This is a genomic window from Asprobacillus argus (assembly GCF_032248395.1).
GTDB lineage: Bacteria > Bacteroidota > Bacteroidia > Flavobacteriales > Flavobacteriaceae > Polaribacter > Polaribacter argus.
The window spans coordinates 131,888-147,800 of the sequence record NZ_JAVTTO010000005.1; the positions used below are offsets into that span (position 1 = coordinate 131,888).

Below are 15,913 nucleotides of genomic sequence, written 5' to 3' on the forward strand. Positions count from 1 at the left end.
TTACTTTTGATATATAATATTTCCCCCAAGAATTATTAAATACCCATATAAAGACTTGTTATATTTGACAGGTCTTTTTTTGTTTATGGAAGTAGTAAAATTTAGTGTTCATTACGGTTTACATTTTGTCTTTCCCGCTATAATTGCCATTGTATTTTTTAAGGATCAATGGAAAAAGGCCTATGTAGTTATGCTGGTAACGATGTTGATAGATTTAGATCATCTTCTGGCCAATCCAATTTTCGATCCAGAAAGGTGTAGCATTAATTTTCATCCCTTGCATACATACTACATGTTTATTATTTATGTGGGCTTACTATTCTTTAAAAAAACACGTGTCGTTGGCATAGGACTGACTCTTCATTTAATAGCAGATTTTATCGATTGCCTTTTTTAAAGTGATTTAATTTCTTTAGTAGTTGATTTACGTCTTCAGATATTTTCAATTTCGAAACCACAAACAGGTATATAACTATAATCAATACGCTCTTTAAAACAATATTAATGATTGGATGAAAATGAAAATTCAAAAAATAGAAAATTGCATATAAAGTAGCTATTACAAAAATTAACACGAACGTTTTCGAAGTAAAAGGAAGCATATTAAATTTATGCTTTACGTACCAGATCTTTAGGGTATTAAAAAATAGAATCACGATCAATGTAGACAAGGCCGCTCCATTTATTCCGATAAGATCTATTAACCAATGATTTAAAAAATAAACCGAAAGGGCCATTGCAATACCGTAAGGCAATAAAATTTTGTAGTATTTTGAATTAGAAATGATAGCTCCATTACTCCCTAGAGACATAATATATAACTTCGCGAATGAAATCATTAAAACCACGAGCACTCCACCAGAATACTTTTCTGGAATCATTTTATACAACTCTATAATATTGAGATTTATCAATAGAAAAATTAAACCACTGATCAGTAAAAGGTTAATAGAACTTTTTTTGTACAAGCTGTTAACTTCGGTATTATTTCCTTCATTCAATGCCTTTGCCGTTAGCGGCTGTAAGATTTGAGCCATAGCCCTTCCAGGTGCTTCAATAACCGAACCTATATAAACTCCAACGCTGTAATAAGCAGTGTATTCAATAGCTTTTTTCGCGGGAATCATCACTTTGTCAATATCCAATAATATGGCTCCAGCGCTTCCTGCTAAAATAATATACCCTGAATATTTAAGGACTTCTATATAATTCTCAGGTACGGAAAAGGTAAATTTAGGCCTATATAGTTTCAGTGCATATATCATCATGATCAATGCTCGGATAAAGTATGCTCCTGTCAAGTAATAAATGAATTCAGGTTTACTAATTACATCGAAGAAAACCAAGAATAACAGCATCATGACTACAACCCTGTTATACAGTTCTTTTAAAACATTTCCGAAAACAGATTTTAAAAGTACTTTAGACCAAGCATAGAAAATTTCAAAATACGCAGTAGCTATAGCCACCAAGTAAATAATGTAGGTATAGTCTTTAATAATGGCATTTTCTTCTGACAAATAACTCGCTATCTCATGGTAAAACAGGTTCCCAAAAAAAGCAATAGGTATAGCAATTAGTAAAGGGATGAGGAGTGCTGCACTTAAAAATCGGTCTCGTTCTTTCTTAATTGTATAACTAGTATAAAACTTTACAATAGTGTATTGAATACCAAATGCCGTAAGCGGCATTAGAAGATTAGCTGTAGATAATAAATAGGTAACTAATCCGTAGTATTCTTCTTTTAAGAAACGTGTATATAGAAATAGCGCATTTATCCCACCAACCACAAAAGCAGTGTAAATAATGATCGTATTCCTGAAAGATTGTTTTAAAACTATTCCCAATCTAGTCTTGAATTAAAATTACGGATAATTCTCTGGTCAATTCTTTTCTATGATACTTTTCAATATTTGAGCTACTGACCGTTAAATCTCCTTTTTTAAATTTGTCATAATATTCCAATATAGTTCCTTTTAGTCCGGCGGCATCATCAAAATCAACCATAATTCCAGATGTAGTCTCGTTTACAATGTTAGCAGCATCACCATGAATAGGCCCTATACCTAAAATGGGGCGTCTCGCTTGCAAGTACTCAAATATTTTTCCAGTAATAATTCCTTTGGCGCTGGGCACGTTGTTAATAGCAAGCAACAGCAATTGAGATCTTTGCTGATATAACCTTGCGTCCTGATGATCCAAATATTCAATAAGGGCAATATTCTTTTCATTCAAACTAGCTAAATCTTTTTCGACTTCCGTCGCCACCTTTCCAATGAGTTGTACTTTAAGGTCTTTTTTGAAGTCAGCATTCTCATCACATATCTCTTTAAGGACAGACCATAAAATAGTAGGATTCCTGTCTGCATTCATCATTCCAATATGTGTAATGGTAAAAGACATATCTAACTCTTCATTTAATTCGGAAACTTTCGAATCATATCCGTTTGTAACTACATGAATTTCATCATTATATTTTTCAAAATTCTTTTTCATGGTTTCGCCAACTACAATTACAACATCAGATTTTGATACTACTTGCTCTTCCAACTCTATATGTTTTAGCTTTGATCTTTTGCTCAAAGGTAATTGATGGAAATAATCTATTTCTGTCCACGGGTCCCTAAAATCAGAAATCCATGTCATCCCTGTTCGTTCTTTAAGTTGCATAGCTATTAGATGCATACTATGAGGTGGGCCCGTACTTATTACAGCATCAATATCATTCTCTCTTACATACTGTTCTAAATATTTTACGGATGGTCTTATCCAGTACTTCCGTGCATCAGGTATAAAATAATTTGCTCGTATATATTGCAATAATTTTCCAATGGCACTAGGGTTTGGGTTTAAGAAACCACCACTCTGCTTTTTATTCTTTTTACCAAAAAAAGATAGTATTGAATTTGGTTCAAAAATAGGCTGTCTAATGACTTCAACTCCTTCAGGTATATCCGCAAGTAAGCTTGCATCCTCAATAACATATGCTGGGTTATCTACCGTATAAATGACTGGTTCTATATCAAAATCGCGAAGATACTTTACGAATTTCAACCAGCGTTGTACGCCAGATCCTCCAGCCGGAGGCCAATAATATGTAATAATTAATACTTTCAACGAGATAAATTGTTGTACAAAGTAAGAAGTTCTTTTGAGGTATGCTCCCAAGAAAATTCATTTTTTACAAATCTTTCTCCATTTTCTCCAAATTGCTTCCTCAGCTCTTCGCTATTGTAAAGCTCCATGATCTTGTCTGAAAAATCTTTAGCGTCTTTTTCTTTGTGCACCAGTCCTCCATTAATTCTGGAAATGAGTTTCTTTTGAGCAATGGCATCACTAACCAATACTGGTTTTCCAAAACTCATATATTGAAACAGTTTATTGGCATAGGCCACATCATGTTGTATATTTCTGTGCAAAGGTGAAATGCATACATCGCTAGCCTCAATATATGAAGGAAAAAGGGAAACATCCTGCCACCCTTCAAAATCTACAAAGCTTTCAAGTTGCAATTCCTTTACCTGTTGCCTCAAAATAGGATCGGTGGTGTTCTTCCCTACAATTACCAATTTAACATTAGGAATTTCTGTTCGAATAGTATCTATGCTCTCTATCGCAGTTTGTAACCCTCTGCGTACATGAGTATCTCCCAAATAAAGAATCACAAAGTTACTTTTATAGCGTTTTATGATATTTTCCTCAATAATAGCGTCTTCATAAAAAGATTTCCTGATCGTATTCGGAACCAGACTTATTTTTTCATTACTTATCTGCGTTCGCTTCACAACCTCATCCACAAACTCTTGAGACACGGTTACCACATGATCAACTTTAGCAATAAATTGCTCCTCTTTCTGTTTCCATTTTTTAGGTGATATTAAATACTTACCTGGGAACTTTTGAAGGTGAGGATATAACTTCATTACCTCTGGCATATTATCATGCAAATCTAATATGGCAGGTAGTTTATACTTTTTATTGGCCCACATTACGGCTTGTGCAATTCTTATGTCATGTATATGAATCGCCTGGACTTTATTCTTTGCTATGAAACGTCCAATTTTTTTCTTCATTATAGATGAATAAAAAGGAAATGTATACGCTAAAGCGGATAGTTTATACTCCCATTTATTAGAAAGAAATCGTCTAACTTTTATACCATTGATCTCCTCTTCTAACGGTTGATTTCCATAAGTCAAACAAAATAGGAATATCTCATGTCCTGCTTTAATTAAAGCTATGGCTTCATTTTCCACCCTAGGATCGGGAGGAAAATCTGAGTCCAAAATCATTCCGATTCTCACAAATTTCTATTTTTTACGTTCTGCATATACAGCATAATATCTAGGCGTGAATGTTCTTAGGATAGGTCTAAATCCAATAGTATTGATAGGACTTGTCCATTTAGTTGTTTCCTTAATCTTCCAACCTGATTTTTCTAGTAACCAATCAAATTGCCAATCTTCAAATTCATGATAATGTCGATCCCATTCATCTGTTTTACTTCTATAAGCCGTAGCAAACCATAATCTAAGTGGTATGGTCGCTACTAGTTTCGCACTACTAAATTCACGTAACACATTAAAAGGAGCAATTAAATGTTCAAATATCTCAAATGCTGTTACCGCATCCACTTTGTATTCTTTAACTATTTCTGGTAATACGTCCAAATCTTCGCCGCTTGTATTAAAAACAGTATAACCATGTTGTTCCATGATTTCCGTAAACGCATTGCGCGTTCCCAAGTCAAGAATTGTAGCCGGAGCCGGAACCACTTTTTGTAAAAATTCTAGTGTTTTGGAATACCTTCTTTGATGCGTCTTTGTCGCCATGATTATTCTTTTCTTTTACCCATAAAAAACCACCCAACAGGCACGAGCAATAGCAATCCGTAAGAAATCAAAGTAATTGTATTTCCTCTAGAAATTACGGAAGGTTCAAATTTAAAGGTTAAGACATGCTTTCCTTTGGGTATAACCATACCTCTAAGAACATAGTTAACTCTATAATGAGGTGCCAAGTTTCCATCTATATACGCATTCCAACCATCTTTATAATAGATTTCGGAGAACACTGCAAATTGTTCTTTTTCTGTATTCGACTCATATTCTAAGTCTGTTAACCCGTATTTGGTCAAGCTAATCGTGGCCGTAGAATCTTTTTGAATATTTGCATCAAAGTCGGTAGTAACCTTCCCATAATCACTCGCAGTAATAACGGCCGCGTATTTCGTTTGCAAGCTATCCAAAGCCTGGATCTCTTCATTGGCAGAATTTGCAATTTTAAGCTCATTAACAAACCACACATTTCCATTTGCATCTGGATTTACCTGAGCTTGCTCTCTACCTGAATTATCTGGTACAATAAAGTATTTCACATTCAACATATTAAATGCTTCCAAATTATTCTTAGCCATTTGAAAATCAAATAATTCTTGATATCGCCCAAGTTTCGCCGCATGATACCCTCCAATAGATTTGTGAAAATATGACGTTCTACCATCCTGTAACGGACTCGTGGTAAAGTTCGCAACACGATAGTGGCTTTTATCTTTTAATATTTGTAGATCTGCTGGAGACGCTACAAATGGTCTTTCAATTTTTCGAGCTGGTTTAAAATCATCTTTGTTCACATATCTTTTAGCTACCGAAACCAGATCAAATAAAATTAATATTCCTAATCCAAGAATCGCTTTTGTTTGATTCAATTTGTTCTTAACAAACATCCAAAGTAATCCGAATGACAATCCAATAAACAATACGGATTTCAAACTATCCATCAGTAGTACAGATTTTCGATCTGCAATAACTGCATCGATTACACCAGGATAACTCTTATAACTTGCATCTCTAATACCTTCAAAAGATGTAAACAAATGGGCATATGCAAAAGCTATTACAATCAACCCAACGACTATATATAGCGATTTTTTAAGAGCCTGTATCTTTTCTTCAGATGAAATTTTATCAGTAAACAATTCTTTCAGAGCTAAAATACCAAGTAACGGCACACATAATTCTGCAATTACCTGAATGGAAGATACAGCCCTAAACTTATTGTAAAGTGGTACATAATCTATAAATAGGTTTGTTAGAAATTCAAAATTCTTTCCCCAACTCATTAATATTGAAAAGATAGTTGCAGCTACCAACCAATACTTATACTTTCCTTTTACCAAAAAGATTCCCAAAAAGAATAGAAAAACAAGGATTGCTCCAATATAGGCGGGGGCTTCAATAATGGGTTGCTTTCCCCAATAGGTTAATACCTGCTCTACAAATCCATCAGCTTGTTTTGGCCCTGCCAATGATCTTACGGTTTCGTAAGTATTTGAGTTTTTTCCTAACTTTTCAACAGTTCCTCCCCCCATATATCGAGGGACCAATAAATTAAAAGTTTCTGCCTTTCCATAACTATACTCAGTAATATAGCTTCTATCTAAACCACTTCTTGCTGTTTTTTCTGTTCCGTCTGTGTTAATAGTTAATTCAGATTTACCTCGTGTACTATAATCAGCATATTGCTTCATTGATAGTAATCTAGTAGAATTAACACCTAGTCCTAACACCATGGCAAGGATAATTAATCCAGCTTGCTTTGCAAATACAGGCACTTCTTTTTTCTTAATCGCCTCAATAAGCTCAATAATTCCTAAAATGAGGATAGTAAATGCCATGTAATATGTCATCTGAGGATGGTTGGCATATATTTCTAAGGCGGTTGCCAAACCTGTAACCACGAAACCAAGCAAGTATTTCCGCTTAAACAACCAGATAACTCCTGCAATTACCATAGGCATGTACCCAATAGCATGTGCCTTTGCATTATGCCCAGCTCCAAAAATAATAATCAAATAGGTAGAAAAGCCAAAGGCCAATGCTCCCAATATGGACAGTTTCCAATGCGTGTTTAATGCTTGTAATAAGAGGAAGAATCCTAAAAAGTACAAGAACAAGTAATCAGCTGGTCTCGGTAAAAAGCGTATTGCTTTATCCAAATACCGCACAAAATCATTCGGGTAATACGCGCTTAACTGAAAAGCGGGCATGCCGCTAAAAGCACTTCCCGTCCAATAAGGCTCTGTTCCATTCTCGGCTCTAAAATCCTGTATTTCTTTCGCCATACCCGTAAACTGAGTAATATCTGACTGAGATATCTTATCCCCTTTTAAGACGGGATAAAAATAAATTAAGGAAATAGTAGTAAAAATTGCAAAAGCAATTAAATAAGGTGCTCCTTTTTTAAAATTCATGTTAGTCTAATTCTTCAAAATCGACATACTCGCCCACGGACGAATCACTTTGTTTCTGAGAATTGGGCTTTCTATCGATAACCGTTTCTCCTTCTTTTGCTTTTGCAGTATGTTGATGTTGACTGTTATATTGTTGTTGCGCCTTTTGCTGCATATTATTTACCGCTTTCTTTAAAAGTATAGGAGCAAATATTCTTGCCAAAAATTTAAGCAAGTAGTAAATAAATAATATGATAAGTATCGTTCTTAAAAAACCCATTAATTCCGCCTGTTGCATTTGTATTTCTAAATTAGAATCAAAAATAACAATTTGACCATAATTGTAGCGTTAACATAATACAAAAACTTTAAAACAATTAAAAAAGTATTTGCTAGGATTTGATGAATCGTTAATTTCAGCTATGTTTGTAAAACACTCTAAACCATTTTTTTCTTTGAAACTTCTATTTTCTACAAAACAAATTGCGCTGATAATCTTTCTATGCAGTATTGGATTTATAGATACCATGCATGCGCAATATACTGAAGTCATCAATTCTAATAGGCCTGGTTTTTCGGAAAGTCCCTATAGTGTTGGCACAGGAGTATACCAATTTGAGTCAAATTTCTTTTTTAGAAATACATCGATAGAACCAACTTTTTCTAGGCCTCAGTCATTTGGTGTTAATTTTGCTTTTAGGACTAGCTTCTTTTTTGAGCGATTAGAACTAAACCTTACTGGTAGTTATCAACGGGATAAAGTTGCTTTTAAAAATATTTTCACCTCTCATTATTTTGAATCAGGGTTTAGCGAGTTTACGGTTGGTGCAAAGTATTTAGTCTATCAGCAAGAGTATAAAGATAAAAGTAAAGAAATTCGAAGCTGGAAAAAGCGTAATGCTTTTGATTGGAAAAGAGCTATTCCTTCTGTAGCAGTTTATGCCGGAGTAAATCCTGATATGCTAAGTGAAGGGTATAAAATAGGTCAGTTTTCTCCTAAAGCTGGGATACTTCTTCAGAACGATTTCTCCGAGAGTTTTAATCTAATCACAAACGTGTTTTATGATAAGATCGGTACAGATTTTTCTGAACTTTCTTATATCATAACGGCTACCATTAGCTTAAGTGACAGATGGTCTACCTTTTTTGAAAACCAAGGAGCAAGTAACAAATTTGTATCTAAAGGAAATGTGGGAACTGGATTGGCTTTTTTATATAGCAAAGATTTACAATTTAATAGCTCACTTAGATTAATTACCGAAGGAAAAGCTACTGGTTTTTATGGTTCTTTCGGGATCTCTTACCGTCTGGATAGGCATAAGGACAAGTTAATTTCCGATGGAAATACTGACGAATTACCTGAAGGTAAAGAAACTAGATACGCTAAGAAGAACAGAAAAGGGTTCTTTGGAAGAATGTTTGGTAAGGTTACTGGCATCTTTAAGAAGAAAGACAAATCTAATAAAACGACAGGAAAAAAAGGTGAAAATGAGACTCGAAAAAAACCAAGAAGGGTTCGAAAAAAGAAAACAAAAGTAAAACCTGTTAAGAAAAAGAAAGATGACTCTAAAGAAGAAGATAATAATGAGTAAAATGATTATTTTTACCTTATGATTACATTACAAGAATGTCATACAAAAAAGGAAATGAAACAGTTCGTTACGTTTCCTTTTTCTATTTATAAGAATAGTAAATACTGGGTTCCTCCAATTATTAAAGATGAATTAGAAACTTTTGACAAAAAAGTAAATCCTGCTTTCGAAAATGCTGACGCGTATTTTTATGTGGCTCTTAGGGAAGGAAAAATTGTGGGTCGTATTGCGGCCATTATTAATCGTTACGAGGTAAATGAGCAGAAGATTAAGAAAATGCGCTTTGGTTGGTTTGATGTTATCGATGATATTGATGTAACAAAAGTGCTATTAGCTAAGGTTAAAGAAATTGGAAAAGAAAATAATCTTGAATATATGGAAGGCCCAGTTGGCTTTTCTAATTTGGATAAAGTTGGAGTATTAATTGACGGTTTTGATCATATTGGAACCATGATTACCTGGTATACACATCCTTATTATAAAGAGCATTTAGAGCAACTAGGGTTTGTAAAGGAGAAAGAATATTTAGAAAATAAATTTCAATTAACTAATGTAGATGCAGCTTATTATGAGCGAATCTCAAAATTAATCTGTAGAAGATTTCATTTAACTGCTCTAAGTTTTACAAAGACAAAAGACATTCTTCCATATGTCGATGAAATGTTTGACCTATTCAACAAAACGTATGCGACACTATCTTCATATGTGCCGATTTCGGATAGCCAAATAGCCTACTTTAAAAATAAATACATCAGTTTTATAAATCCTGAGTTCATCAAGTTTGTTATTGATGCAGATAATAAGTTAGTAGCTTTCGGTATTATGATGCCTTCTTTCTCGCTAGCGCTACAAAAAGCAAAGGGTAAGTTATTTCCATTTGGAATTTTCCATTTGTTAAAGGCAAGAAAGAACCCAAAAGTTGTCACGTCATATTTAATTGGTGTTGATCCACAATACCAAAACAAAGGAGTAACAGGTATTATATTTAGTGAATTTGCAAATGCTTTTAATAAAATTGGCGTAGAAACAATAGTTAGAACACCTGAATTAGAAGAAAATACTGCTATTCATCAATTATGGAAAAGTTTCGACCCGGTAACACATAAAAGAAGAAGAACTTATCGACTTAATATCTAATGCAATTATTTTATAATCCTAATATCGACGCTACCGTCTCTCAATTCGTATTTGACAAAATTGAGAGCAAACATGTTGTAAAAGTGCTTCGTAAAAAAGAAGGAGACACATTACACATTACCAATGGCAAGGGCCATCTATTTACATGTCAAATAATCATTGCAAGTGATAAAAAATGTGTTGCCTCTATAATTGCTTCCAAAGAAATGCCTCCCCATAGAGATTACGTACTTCATGTTGCCATTGCACCCACAAAAAACAACGATCGGATGGAATGGTTTCTAGAGAAGGCCACGGAAATAGGCATTGATGAGATTACTCCAATTATTTGTGACAATTCTGAAAGAAGGGTGGTAAAAATAGAACGTTTTCAAAAAATACTGCAATCAGCCATGAAACAGTCGCTTCAATTTCAATTACCGAAACTAAACGACCCTATGCTCCTTTCCGATTTTATGATGCAGAAACTTAAAGGAAGTACATATATCGCTCATTGCGAGGATGGAGAGAAGAAGGGAATCAAAGATCTGATCGGTTCAAAGCAAAATGTCACTATATTGATCGGTCCAGAAGGTGATTTTTCTTCTAAAGAAATTACTACAGCATTAGAGAAAGGTTATATTCCAATTAGTCTGGGGGAGACTAGATTGCGAACCGAAACAGCAGGTATTGTTGCAGTTCAAAATATTGCCTTTATTAATCAATAAAATAAGAATTCTTATATTGCTTTAAATTATAGCAAATGAATTCTAAGAGTCCTCTCTTTTTCTTACTGTTTTCCCTTTTTTTGATTTCGACACATACTAAAATGGTAGCTCAAGATGTTGCTATTTTAAAATATAATGGAGGTGGTGATTGGTATTCAAACCCAACAGCTGTTCCTAACTTAATACAATTCACCAACGAGAACTGTCATACAAAAATCAGCAAGGATCCTAAGACCGTGGCTGTAGGAGATATTGACATTTTTAGCTACCCAATTGTTTTTATGACCGGTCATGGGAATGTCTATTTTTCAGATGATGAAGCTAAAAACCTTAGGAACTATTTAATATCTGGAGGGTTTTTGCATATTTCTGATAACTATGGTTTAGATAAGTTTGTTAGAAAAGAATTGAAAAAAGTATTTCCAACATTACAATTGCAAGAGATTCCCGCAGACCACCCGATTTATAATCAAACATTTACCTTCAAAAATGGACTTCCTAAAATTCATGAGCATGATAAAAAGGTTCCACAAGGCTTTGGACTTTTTTATGAAGGACGATTGATTTGTTTTTATGATTATGAATCCGACCTAAGTGATGGATGGGAAGATTCATCTGTACATAATAATCCTAAAGAAATTCGTGAAAAAGCATTAAAAATGGGTGCAAACATTATAGAATATGCTTTTAAAAACTGATTCCCCGATCGACATTGATGCTATTAGAATTAATTTCAGTACCGATTCACTTTGGATACTAAATATAGCCCTAGCTGTTATTATGTTTGGTGTTGCATTGGGTATTACCTTAGATGATTTTAGAAGATTGATCAAGAAACCAAAGATCTTGCTTGTAGGTATTTTCTCTCAGTTCTTCATGCTTCCTTTTCTTACATTTTTAGCCATATTAGTGATAAAACCTCATCCTAGTTTTGCATTGGGAATGATGATGATCGCTGCCTGTCCTGGCGGAAATGTTTCCAATTTCTTTAGTAAATTGGGTAAAGGCAATGCTGCCTTATCTGTTAGCCTTACAGCTTTTGCTACACTTATCTGTATTGTTATGACTCCCTTCAACTTACAGTTTTGGGGCAGTTTATATGAACCAACAGATGCCATTCTAAAAACGGTAGAATTAGACCCTTTTGAGCTATTTAAACTGGTTTCTTTGATCTTAGGGATCCCATTAATTTTGGGCATGTTACTCAGGCATTACAAAGATGTCATGGCGCGTAAGATTGAAAAGATCCTAAAGCCTTTTTCTATGTTGGTATTTATTGTGTTAATAGCCATTGCGTTTTCTGAAAACGTAGACATCTTTACAGAGCATATACACCATGTGCTGTTCTTAGTAATCTTTCACAACATTTTTGCATTCCTTATAGGATTTTATATTGCGAAAGCTTTCGGATTAGAAAAAAAAGATGTTAAAACAATCTCCATGGAAACCGGCATTCAGAATGGCGGTTTGGGACTCCTATTGATCTTTGGATTCTTTGGTGGATTAGGCGGTATGGCATTGTTAGCTGCATTTTGGGGAGTCTGGGATATCTTCTCTGGAATGACTCTGGCTCTCTATTGGAGTCGCAGGGACAAAGATTAATGACACTGCATCGTAGTATTTACTAAATCTAAAACGGGTTCGGGAGAAACATAAGGAATTCCTAATCCTAGCCCTCTCAAGACAAATAGGACCCCCATACATACCACAACTACTGGAATTAGTTTTCTTATCTTTTTTCTCTGAATTCTATTTGTGAATTTCGCCATGTAAACAACCGATGTCATTAACGGAATGGTTCCTGCACCAAAAAGGGCCATATAAAATACCCCCTGAGTTACTGTAGACATCGTCAACGCTCCGAAAATTGCCATATAGACTAACCCACAAGGCAGTAATCCATTTAAAAAACCAATGGTTAAAAAAGTATTATTTCTCTTCTTTTTCAATTCTTGCCCCAATCTATTCTGCACCTTATGTGTAAATGCGAAAATAGGTTTGGTGATCGAAAATTTTTTAAATACAGAAGGCACCAATATAGACAGGATCATAATGGCTCCCACAACAATAGATAGCTGCTGTTGAAACCCAAAAAAGTAAAAACTCTTTCCTAGTAACCCGAACAGCATTCCCAATAGTCCATAAGAGATCAATCTACCTACATGATAACTTATTATCTGCCACAATTGTATCCATTTGTTCTTTCTATCTACAGGCAGCATAAAGGCAATAGGCCCACACATACCTACGCAGTGTAAGCTTCCAAACAACCCTAATATGAACCCTGACACTAACATCTAGTATACGATCTCTTCTTTAAACAAATATTTCTTTCCTGAATATTCACATTCTACAGTTATGTTCCAGCGACCACCCAATAAACTTTTGTCAGGCACGAGCAAATATTTATTGAGAAGTGAAATCGAAATTTCAAAATCCAATTGTTTATTAGATGGTCTATATAGGAACACTTTTCCTTTAACCTTGGTTGGTTCCAGCTCGGATGGAAACTCTATAACCAAGCCTTTTGTTGTTCGTTCTATTTTTAATACTTCTTTTAAATCCGCTGCATTTTCTGAGGCATCTATTTTCTCTTGATAGACTAATTCTTTTTGATAGTATTTTTCAGTTACTAAATCATGACTATAACTATCATCTGTACTCATTGTAATCACAAAATACATGATGAATCCTATAAATAACACGATGGTAATAACAATACCTGTTCCCCAATTTATCTTCATTTTTTCTATTTTTATCTGTAGGATCTAGGTCCTAAAAAATTAGTAATTGTTGTTTCAATAAGTTTATCGTTACTATACACACCTATTTTTAATCGAACTTTATCTTTCTTTAATGCCGACTGGTTAATCTCAATAAACAATGTACCCTCTGCAAAACCTTGTTTTGGGATTTCAAATCTAGTGTCGCTTACTAAAAGAATCGTCCCTTTATGTGAAAGCAATTTATAACGCACATTTTCAATCTCTTCTGTTGTTTTATTAATCACCTTATAGGTATACACATTGCTAATTATATTATTTTCCTTATGTTCATATAACTGCCCTGGTAATCGTAATATAGTTGCTTCTACATCATTTCGTAAGAATAGCATTCCAGTGAGCACTCCCATAAGAATTAATAATACCGCTGCGTACCCTTTCATTCTGGCTGTAAACTTGAAAGGGGTCTTTTTTTCTATGTTGTCAATACTTGCATATCGAATCAATCCTTTAGGTAATCCCACATTCTCCATCATATGATCGCATTCGTCTATACAAGCGGTACAGTTTACACATTCTAACTGCGTTCCGTTCCGAATATCAATACCCGTTGGACAGACATTAACGCATAATTTACAATCTATACAATCCCCTTTTCCAGAAGCTGGCCTATCCTCGTTCTTTTTAAATTTTGCTCTTCCTTGTTCCTTTTCTCCTCTCTTATAATCGTACGCAACTACCACAGATTGATTGTCCAACAACACCCCTTGTAGTCTTCCATATGGACACGCTATAATACACACCTGTTCTCTAAACCATGCAAATACAAAATAGAAGACTGCTGTAAAAATGGTTAGCGAGATCAACGTATTTAAGTTATCAAAAGGAGATCCTTGAATGTAACTCAATACTGTATCTCCTCCGATCAAATAAGCAAGAAAAACGTTGGCAATGATAAATGAGATAATAAAGAACAAGGTCCACTTTAGTAATCGCTTTTTTATTTTATCTGCATTCCATTTTTGCTTGTCTAGTCTAATCTGTTTCCCTCTATCTCCTTCTATCCAATACTCAATTCTTCTGAATACCATTTCTAAAAAGATCGTTTGAGGACAAAACCATCCACAAAATATGCGTCCGAATACCACGGTAAATAGGGTAATAAAAACTACACCGATGATCATAGAGATCACAAACAAGTGAAAGTCTTGTGGCCAGAATGGGAAACCAAACATATTGAAACGTCTTTCCAACACATTAAAGAGCAGGAATTGATTTCCATTGATCTTAATAAAAGGAGCTGATAATAAAAATGCAAGTAAAAAATAACTTAACCATTTTCGATAATCATAAAACCTTCCTTTTGGTTTTTTTGGATACACCCAAGACCGTTTTCCATCTTGAGTTATAGTCCCTATACTATCTCTAAAACTTTCGTTCTCAGGTGTTTCCATTACTAACTATTAAAACTTACTGTTCTTTTAATTCTCCTCCCAAATATCACCTTCTGCCTTCTTTGGTTTTGCAGGTGATGTTCCTTGTAAGGACAGTATATAACTTGCTACTTTTTCAATATCTTGGGGTTTTAAGGTTTTCTTCCAAGCTATCATTCCTTTTCCTGGCCTTCCTCCGTCCGATATAGTTTTAAACACATTTTGAATACCTCCACCTAAAATCCAATTCTTATCAGTCAGGTTAGGGCCAATACCTCCACCTCCATCGGCAGCATGACAACTAGCACAATTGAGTCTAAATACAGCATTACCTCTTTTTAAGGAACCTTGATCTGTACGAGCTTCTATTTTAGTAATATCAAATGCATCTGGAGTCGTTTCTTTATACTTCTTAAGCTCTAATTCAGCAGCAGCCACCTCTTTTCTATATTCTGTTTCTTGGTCATCTCCCCCCATGATCTCGTATTTCACCAAGTATATTGCCGCAAACAGAATTGTAGCATAAAACATATATACCCACCACGGCGGTAGTGTATTGTCCAATTCTCGAATACCATCATAATTATGATCCAATACAATTTCATCTTCCTCTTCAATGGCCTTAGATTTTGTCCATTTTTCCATCAGTTTCTTCCACCATGCATTACTTGGTTCAGGTTCAATACCGTCCTTTTCACGTTGTAATTCATCCGCTTTCTTTTGAGCGATCAAATTCACCATTTCTTTCATCACCACAACCAACACAAAGCCAATTAATGCCAACCAAACAAGCGGGTTTTCATAAATATCGAAAGGATCTTCATAGGTTGTAAAGGCTTTTGTAAGACCTATAAATGTGATCACTACAAATCCGATGTATCCAAATGATTGTATATACTTTTTCATGTTATAATGATTTAATATTATCTTCTAATGGTAAATTACTTACCTTTTGTATGTACTCTTTTTTTGCTGTAAACACCCACCAAAATAGGATGACAAAAAAAGTAAAGAATATGAGCAACGAGATCAGCGGGTATATTTCTATTCCAGTGATACTTTCCATGTGATTTTTTATAAACTTTAGCAT

Annotated in this window: 17 protein-coding genes; 6 read left to right on the forward strand and 11 right to left on the reverse strand. The window is 34.5% G+C overall.

Features of this window, described 5'->3' with window-relative positions:
* The first annotated feature begins 85 nt into the window (after positions 1 to 85).
* On the forward strand, positions 86 to 397 hold the full coding sequence (locus RQM59_RS13235; protein WP_349242597.1) for a DUF6122 family protein: 312 nt from the start codon (positions 86 to 88) through the stop codon (positions 395 to 397).
* Here the strand turns inward: RQM59_RS13235 and RQM59_RS13240 are convergent.
* From RQM59_RS13240 to RQM59_RS13265, 6 genes are read right to left on the reverse strand one after another with little or no spacing between them, the layout of a single operon-like run.
* On the reverse strand, positions 378 to 1,847 hold the full coding sequence (locus RQM59_RS13240) for a lipopolysaccharide biosynthesis protein (RefSeq protein ID WP_349242598.1): 1,470 nt from the start codon (positions 1,845 to 1,847) through the stop codon (positions 378 to 380). The two genes, RQM59_RS13235 and RQM59_RS13240, sit on opposite strands and share 20 nt — an antisense overlap.
* A 1-nt stretch (position 1,848) precedes the next feature.
* Entirely contained in the window at positions 1,849 to 3,117 is a 1,269-nt protein-coding gene (locus RQM59_RS13245) for a glycosyltransferase (protein WP_349242599.1), read from the reverse strand.
* Positions 3,114 to 4,304: a glycosyltransferase family 4 protein gene (locus tag RQM59_RS13250; RefSeq protein WP_349242600.1), complete on the reverse strand. Its 1,191-nt coding sequence runs from the start codon at positions 4,302 to 4,304 to the stop codon at positions 3,114 to 3,116. The genes RQM59_RS13245 and RQM59_RS13250 overlap by 4 nt, the downstream gene beginning before the upstream one ends.
* Positions 4,305 to 4,310: 6 nt before the next feature.
* Entirely contained in the window at positions 4,311 to 4,832 is a 522-nt protein-coding gene (locus tag RQM59_RS13255) for a class I SAM-dependent methyltransferase (protein WP_349242601.1), read from the reverse strand.
* Between the two features lie 2 nt (positions 4,833 to 4,834).
* Complete coding sequence (locus RQM59_RS13260) at positions 4,835 to 7,252, reverse strand: YfhO family protein (RefSeq protein ID WP_349242602.1); 2,418 nt, start codon at positions 7,250 to 7,252, stop codon at positions 4,835 to 4,837.
* A gap of 1 nt (position 7,253) precedes the next feature.
* Entirely contained in the window at positions 7,254 to 7,529 is a 276-nt protein-coding gene (locus tag RQM59_RS13265; RefSeq protein WP_349242603.1) for a DUF4834 family protein, read from the reverse strand.
* A gap of 157 nt (positions 7,530 to 7,686) precedes the next feature.
* Between RQM59_RS13265 and RQM59_RS13270 the strand changes: the two genes are divergently transcribed.
* The 5 genes from RQM59_RS13270 to RQM59_RS13290 all read left to right on the forward strand — a co-directional run bounded on the left by RQM59_RS13270 (position 7,687) and on the right by RQM59_RS13290 (position 12,269).
* On the forward strand, positions 7,687 to 8,823 hold the full coding sequence (locus RQM59_RS13270) for a transporter (RefSeq protein WP_349242604.1): 1,137 nt from the start codon (positions 7,687 to 7,689) through the stop codon (positions 8,821 to 8,823).
* 18 nt (positions 8,824 to 8,841) lie between these two features.
* Entirely contained in the window at positions 8,842 to 9,960 is a 1,119-nt protein-coding gene (locus RQM59_RS13275) for a GTP cyclohydrolase (RefSeq protein WP_349242605.1), read from the forward strand.
* Positions 9,960 to 10,667 carry a 16S rRNA (uracil(1498)-N(3))-methyltransferase gene (locus tag RQM59_RS13280; RefSeq protein ID WP_349242606.1) on the forward strand — a complete coding sequence of 236 codons (708 nt, stop codon included), beginning with the start codon at positions 9,960 to 9,962 and terminating at the stop codon, positions 10,665 to 10,667. Before RQM59_RS13275 ends, RQM59_RS13280 begins: the two co-directional genes overlap by 1 nt.
* 101 nt (positions 10,668 to 10,768) lie before the next feature.
* Positions 10,769 to 11,365, forward strand: coding sequence for a DUF4159 domain-containing protein (locus RQM59_RS13285; protein ID WP_349242607.1), 597 nt, complete (start codon positions 10,769 to 10,771; stop codon positions 11,363 to 11,365).
* Complete coding sequence (locus RQM59_RS13290; protein WP_349242608.1) at positions 11,349 to 12,269, forward strand: bile acid:sodium symporter family protein; 921 nt, start codon at positions 11,349 to 11,351, stop codon at positions 12,267 to 12,269. Before RQM59_RS13285 ends, RQM59_RS13290 begins: the two co-directional genes overlap by 17 nt.
* Here the strand turns inward: RQM59_RS13290 and RQM59_RS13295 are convergent.
* From RQM59_RS13295 to RQM59_RS13315, 5 genes are read right to left on the reverse strand one after another with little or no spacing between them, the layout of a single operon-like run.
* A complete protein-coding gene (locus RQM59_RS13295) occupies positions 12,266 to 12,964 on the reverse strand; it encodes a sulfite exporter TauE/SafE family protein (protein WP_349242609.1) in 699 nt (232 codons plus the stop codon). The two genes, RQM59_RS13290 and RQM59_RS13295, sit on opposite strands and share 4 nt — an antisense overlap.
* Complete coding sequence (locus RQM59_RS13300) at positions 12,965 to 13,411, reverse strand: FixH family protein (protein WP_349242610.1); 447 nt, start codon at positions 13,409 to 13,411, stop codon at positions 12,965 to 12,967.
* Positions 13,412 to 13,422: 11 nt separating this feature from the next.
* A complete protein-coding gene (gene ccoG, locus RQM59_RS13305) occupies positions 13,423 to 14,844 on the reverse strand; it encodes a cytochrome c oxidase accessory protein CcoG (protein ID WP_349242611.1) in 1,422 nt (473 codons plus the stop codon).
* 27 nt (positions 14,845 to 14,871) lie between these two features.
* A complete protein-coding gene (locus RQM59_RS13310; RefSeq protein WP_349242612.1) occupies positions 14,872 to 15,729 on the reverse strand; it encodes a cbb3-type cytochrome c oxidase N-terminal domain-containing protein in 858 nt (285 codons plus the stop codon).
* Between the two features lies 1 nt (position 15,730).
* Positions 15,731 to 15,913: a CcoQ/FixQ family Cbb3-type cytochrome c oxidase assembly chaperone gene (locus tag RQM59_RS13315; protein WP_349242613.1), complete on the reverse strand. Its 183-nt coding sequence runs from the start codon at positions 15,911 to 15,913 to the stop codon at positions 15,731 to 15,733.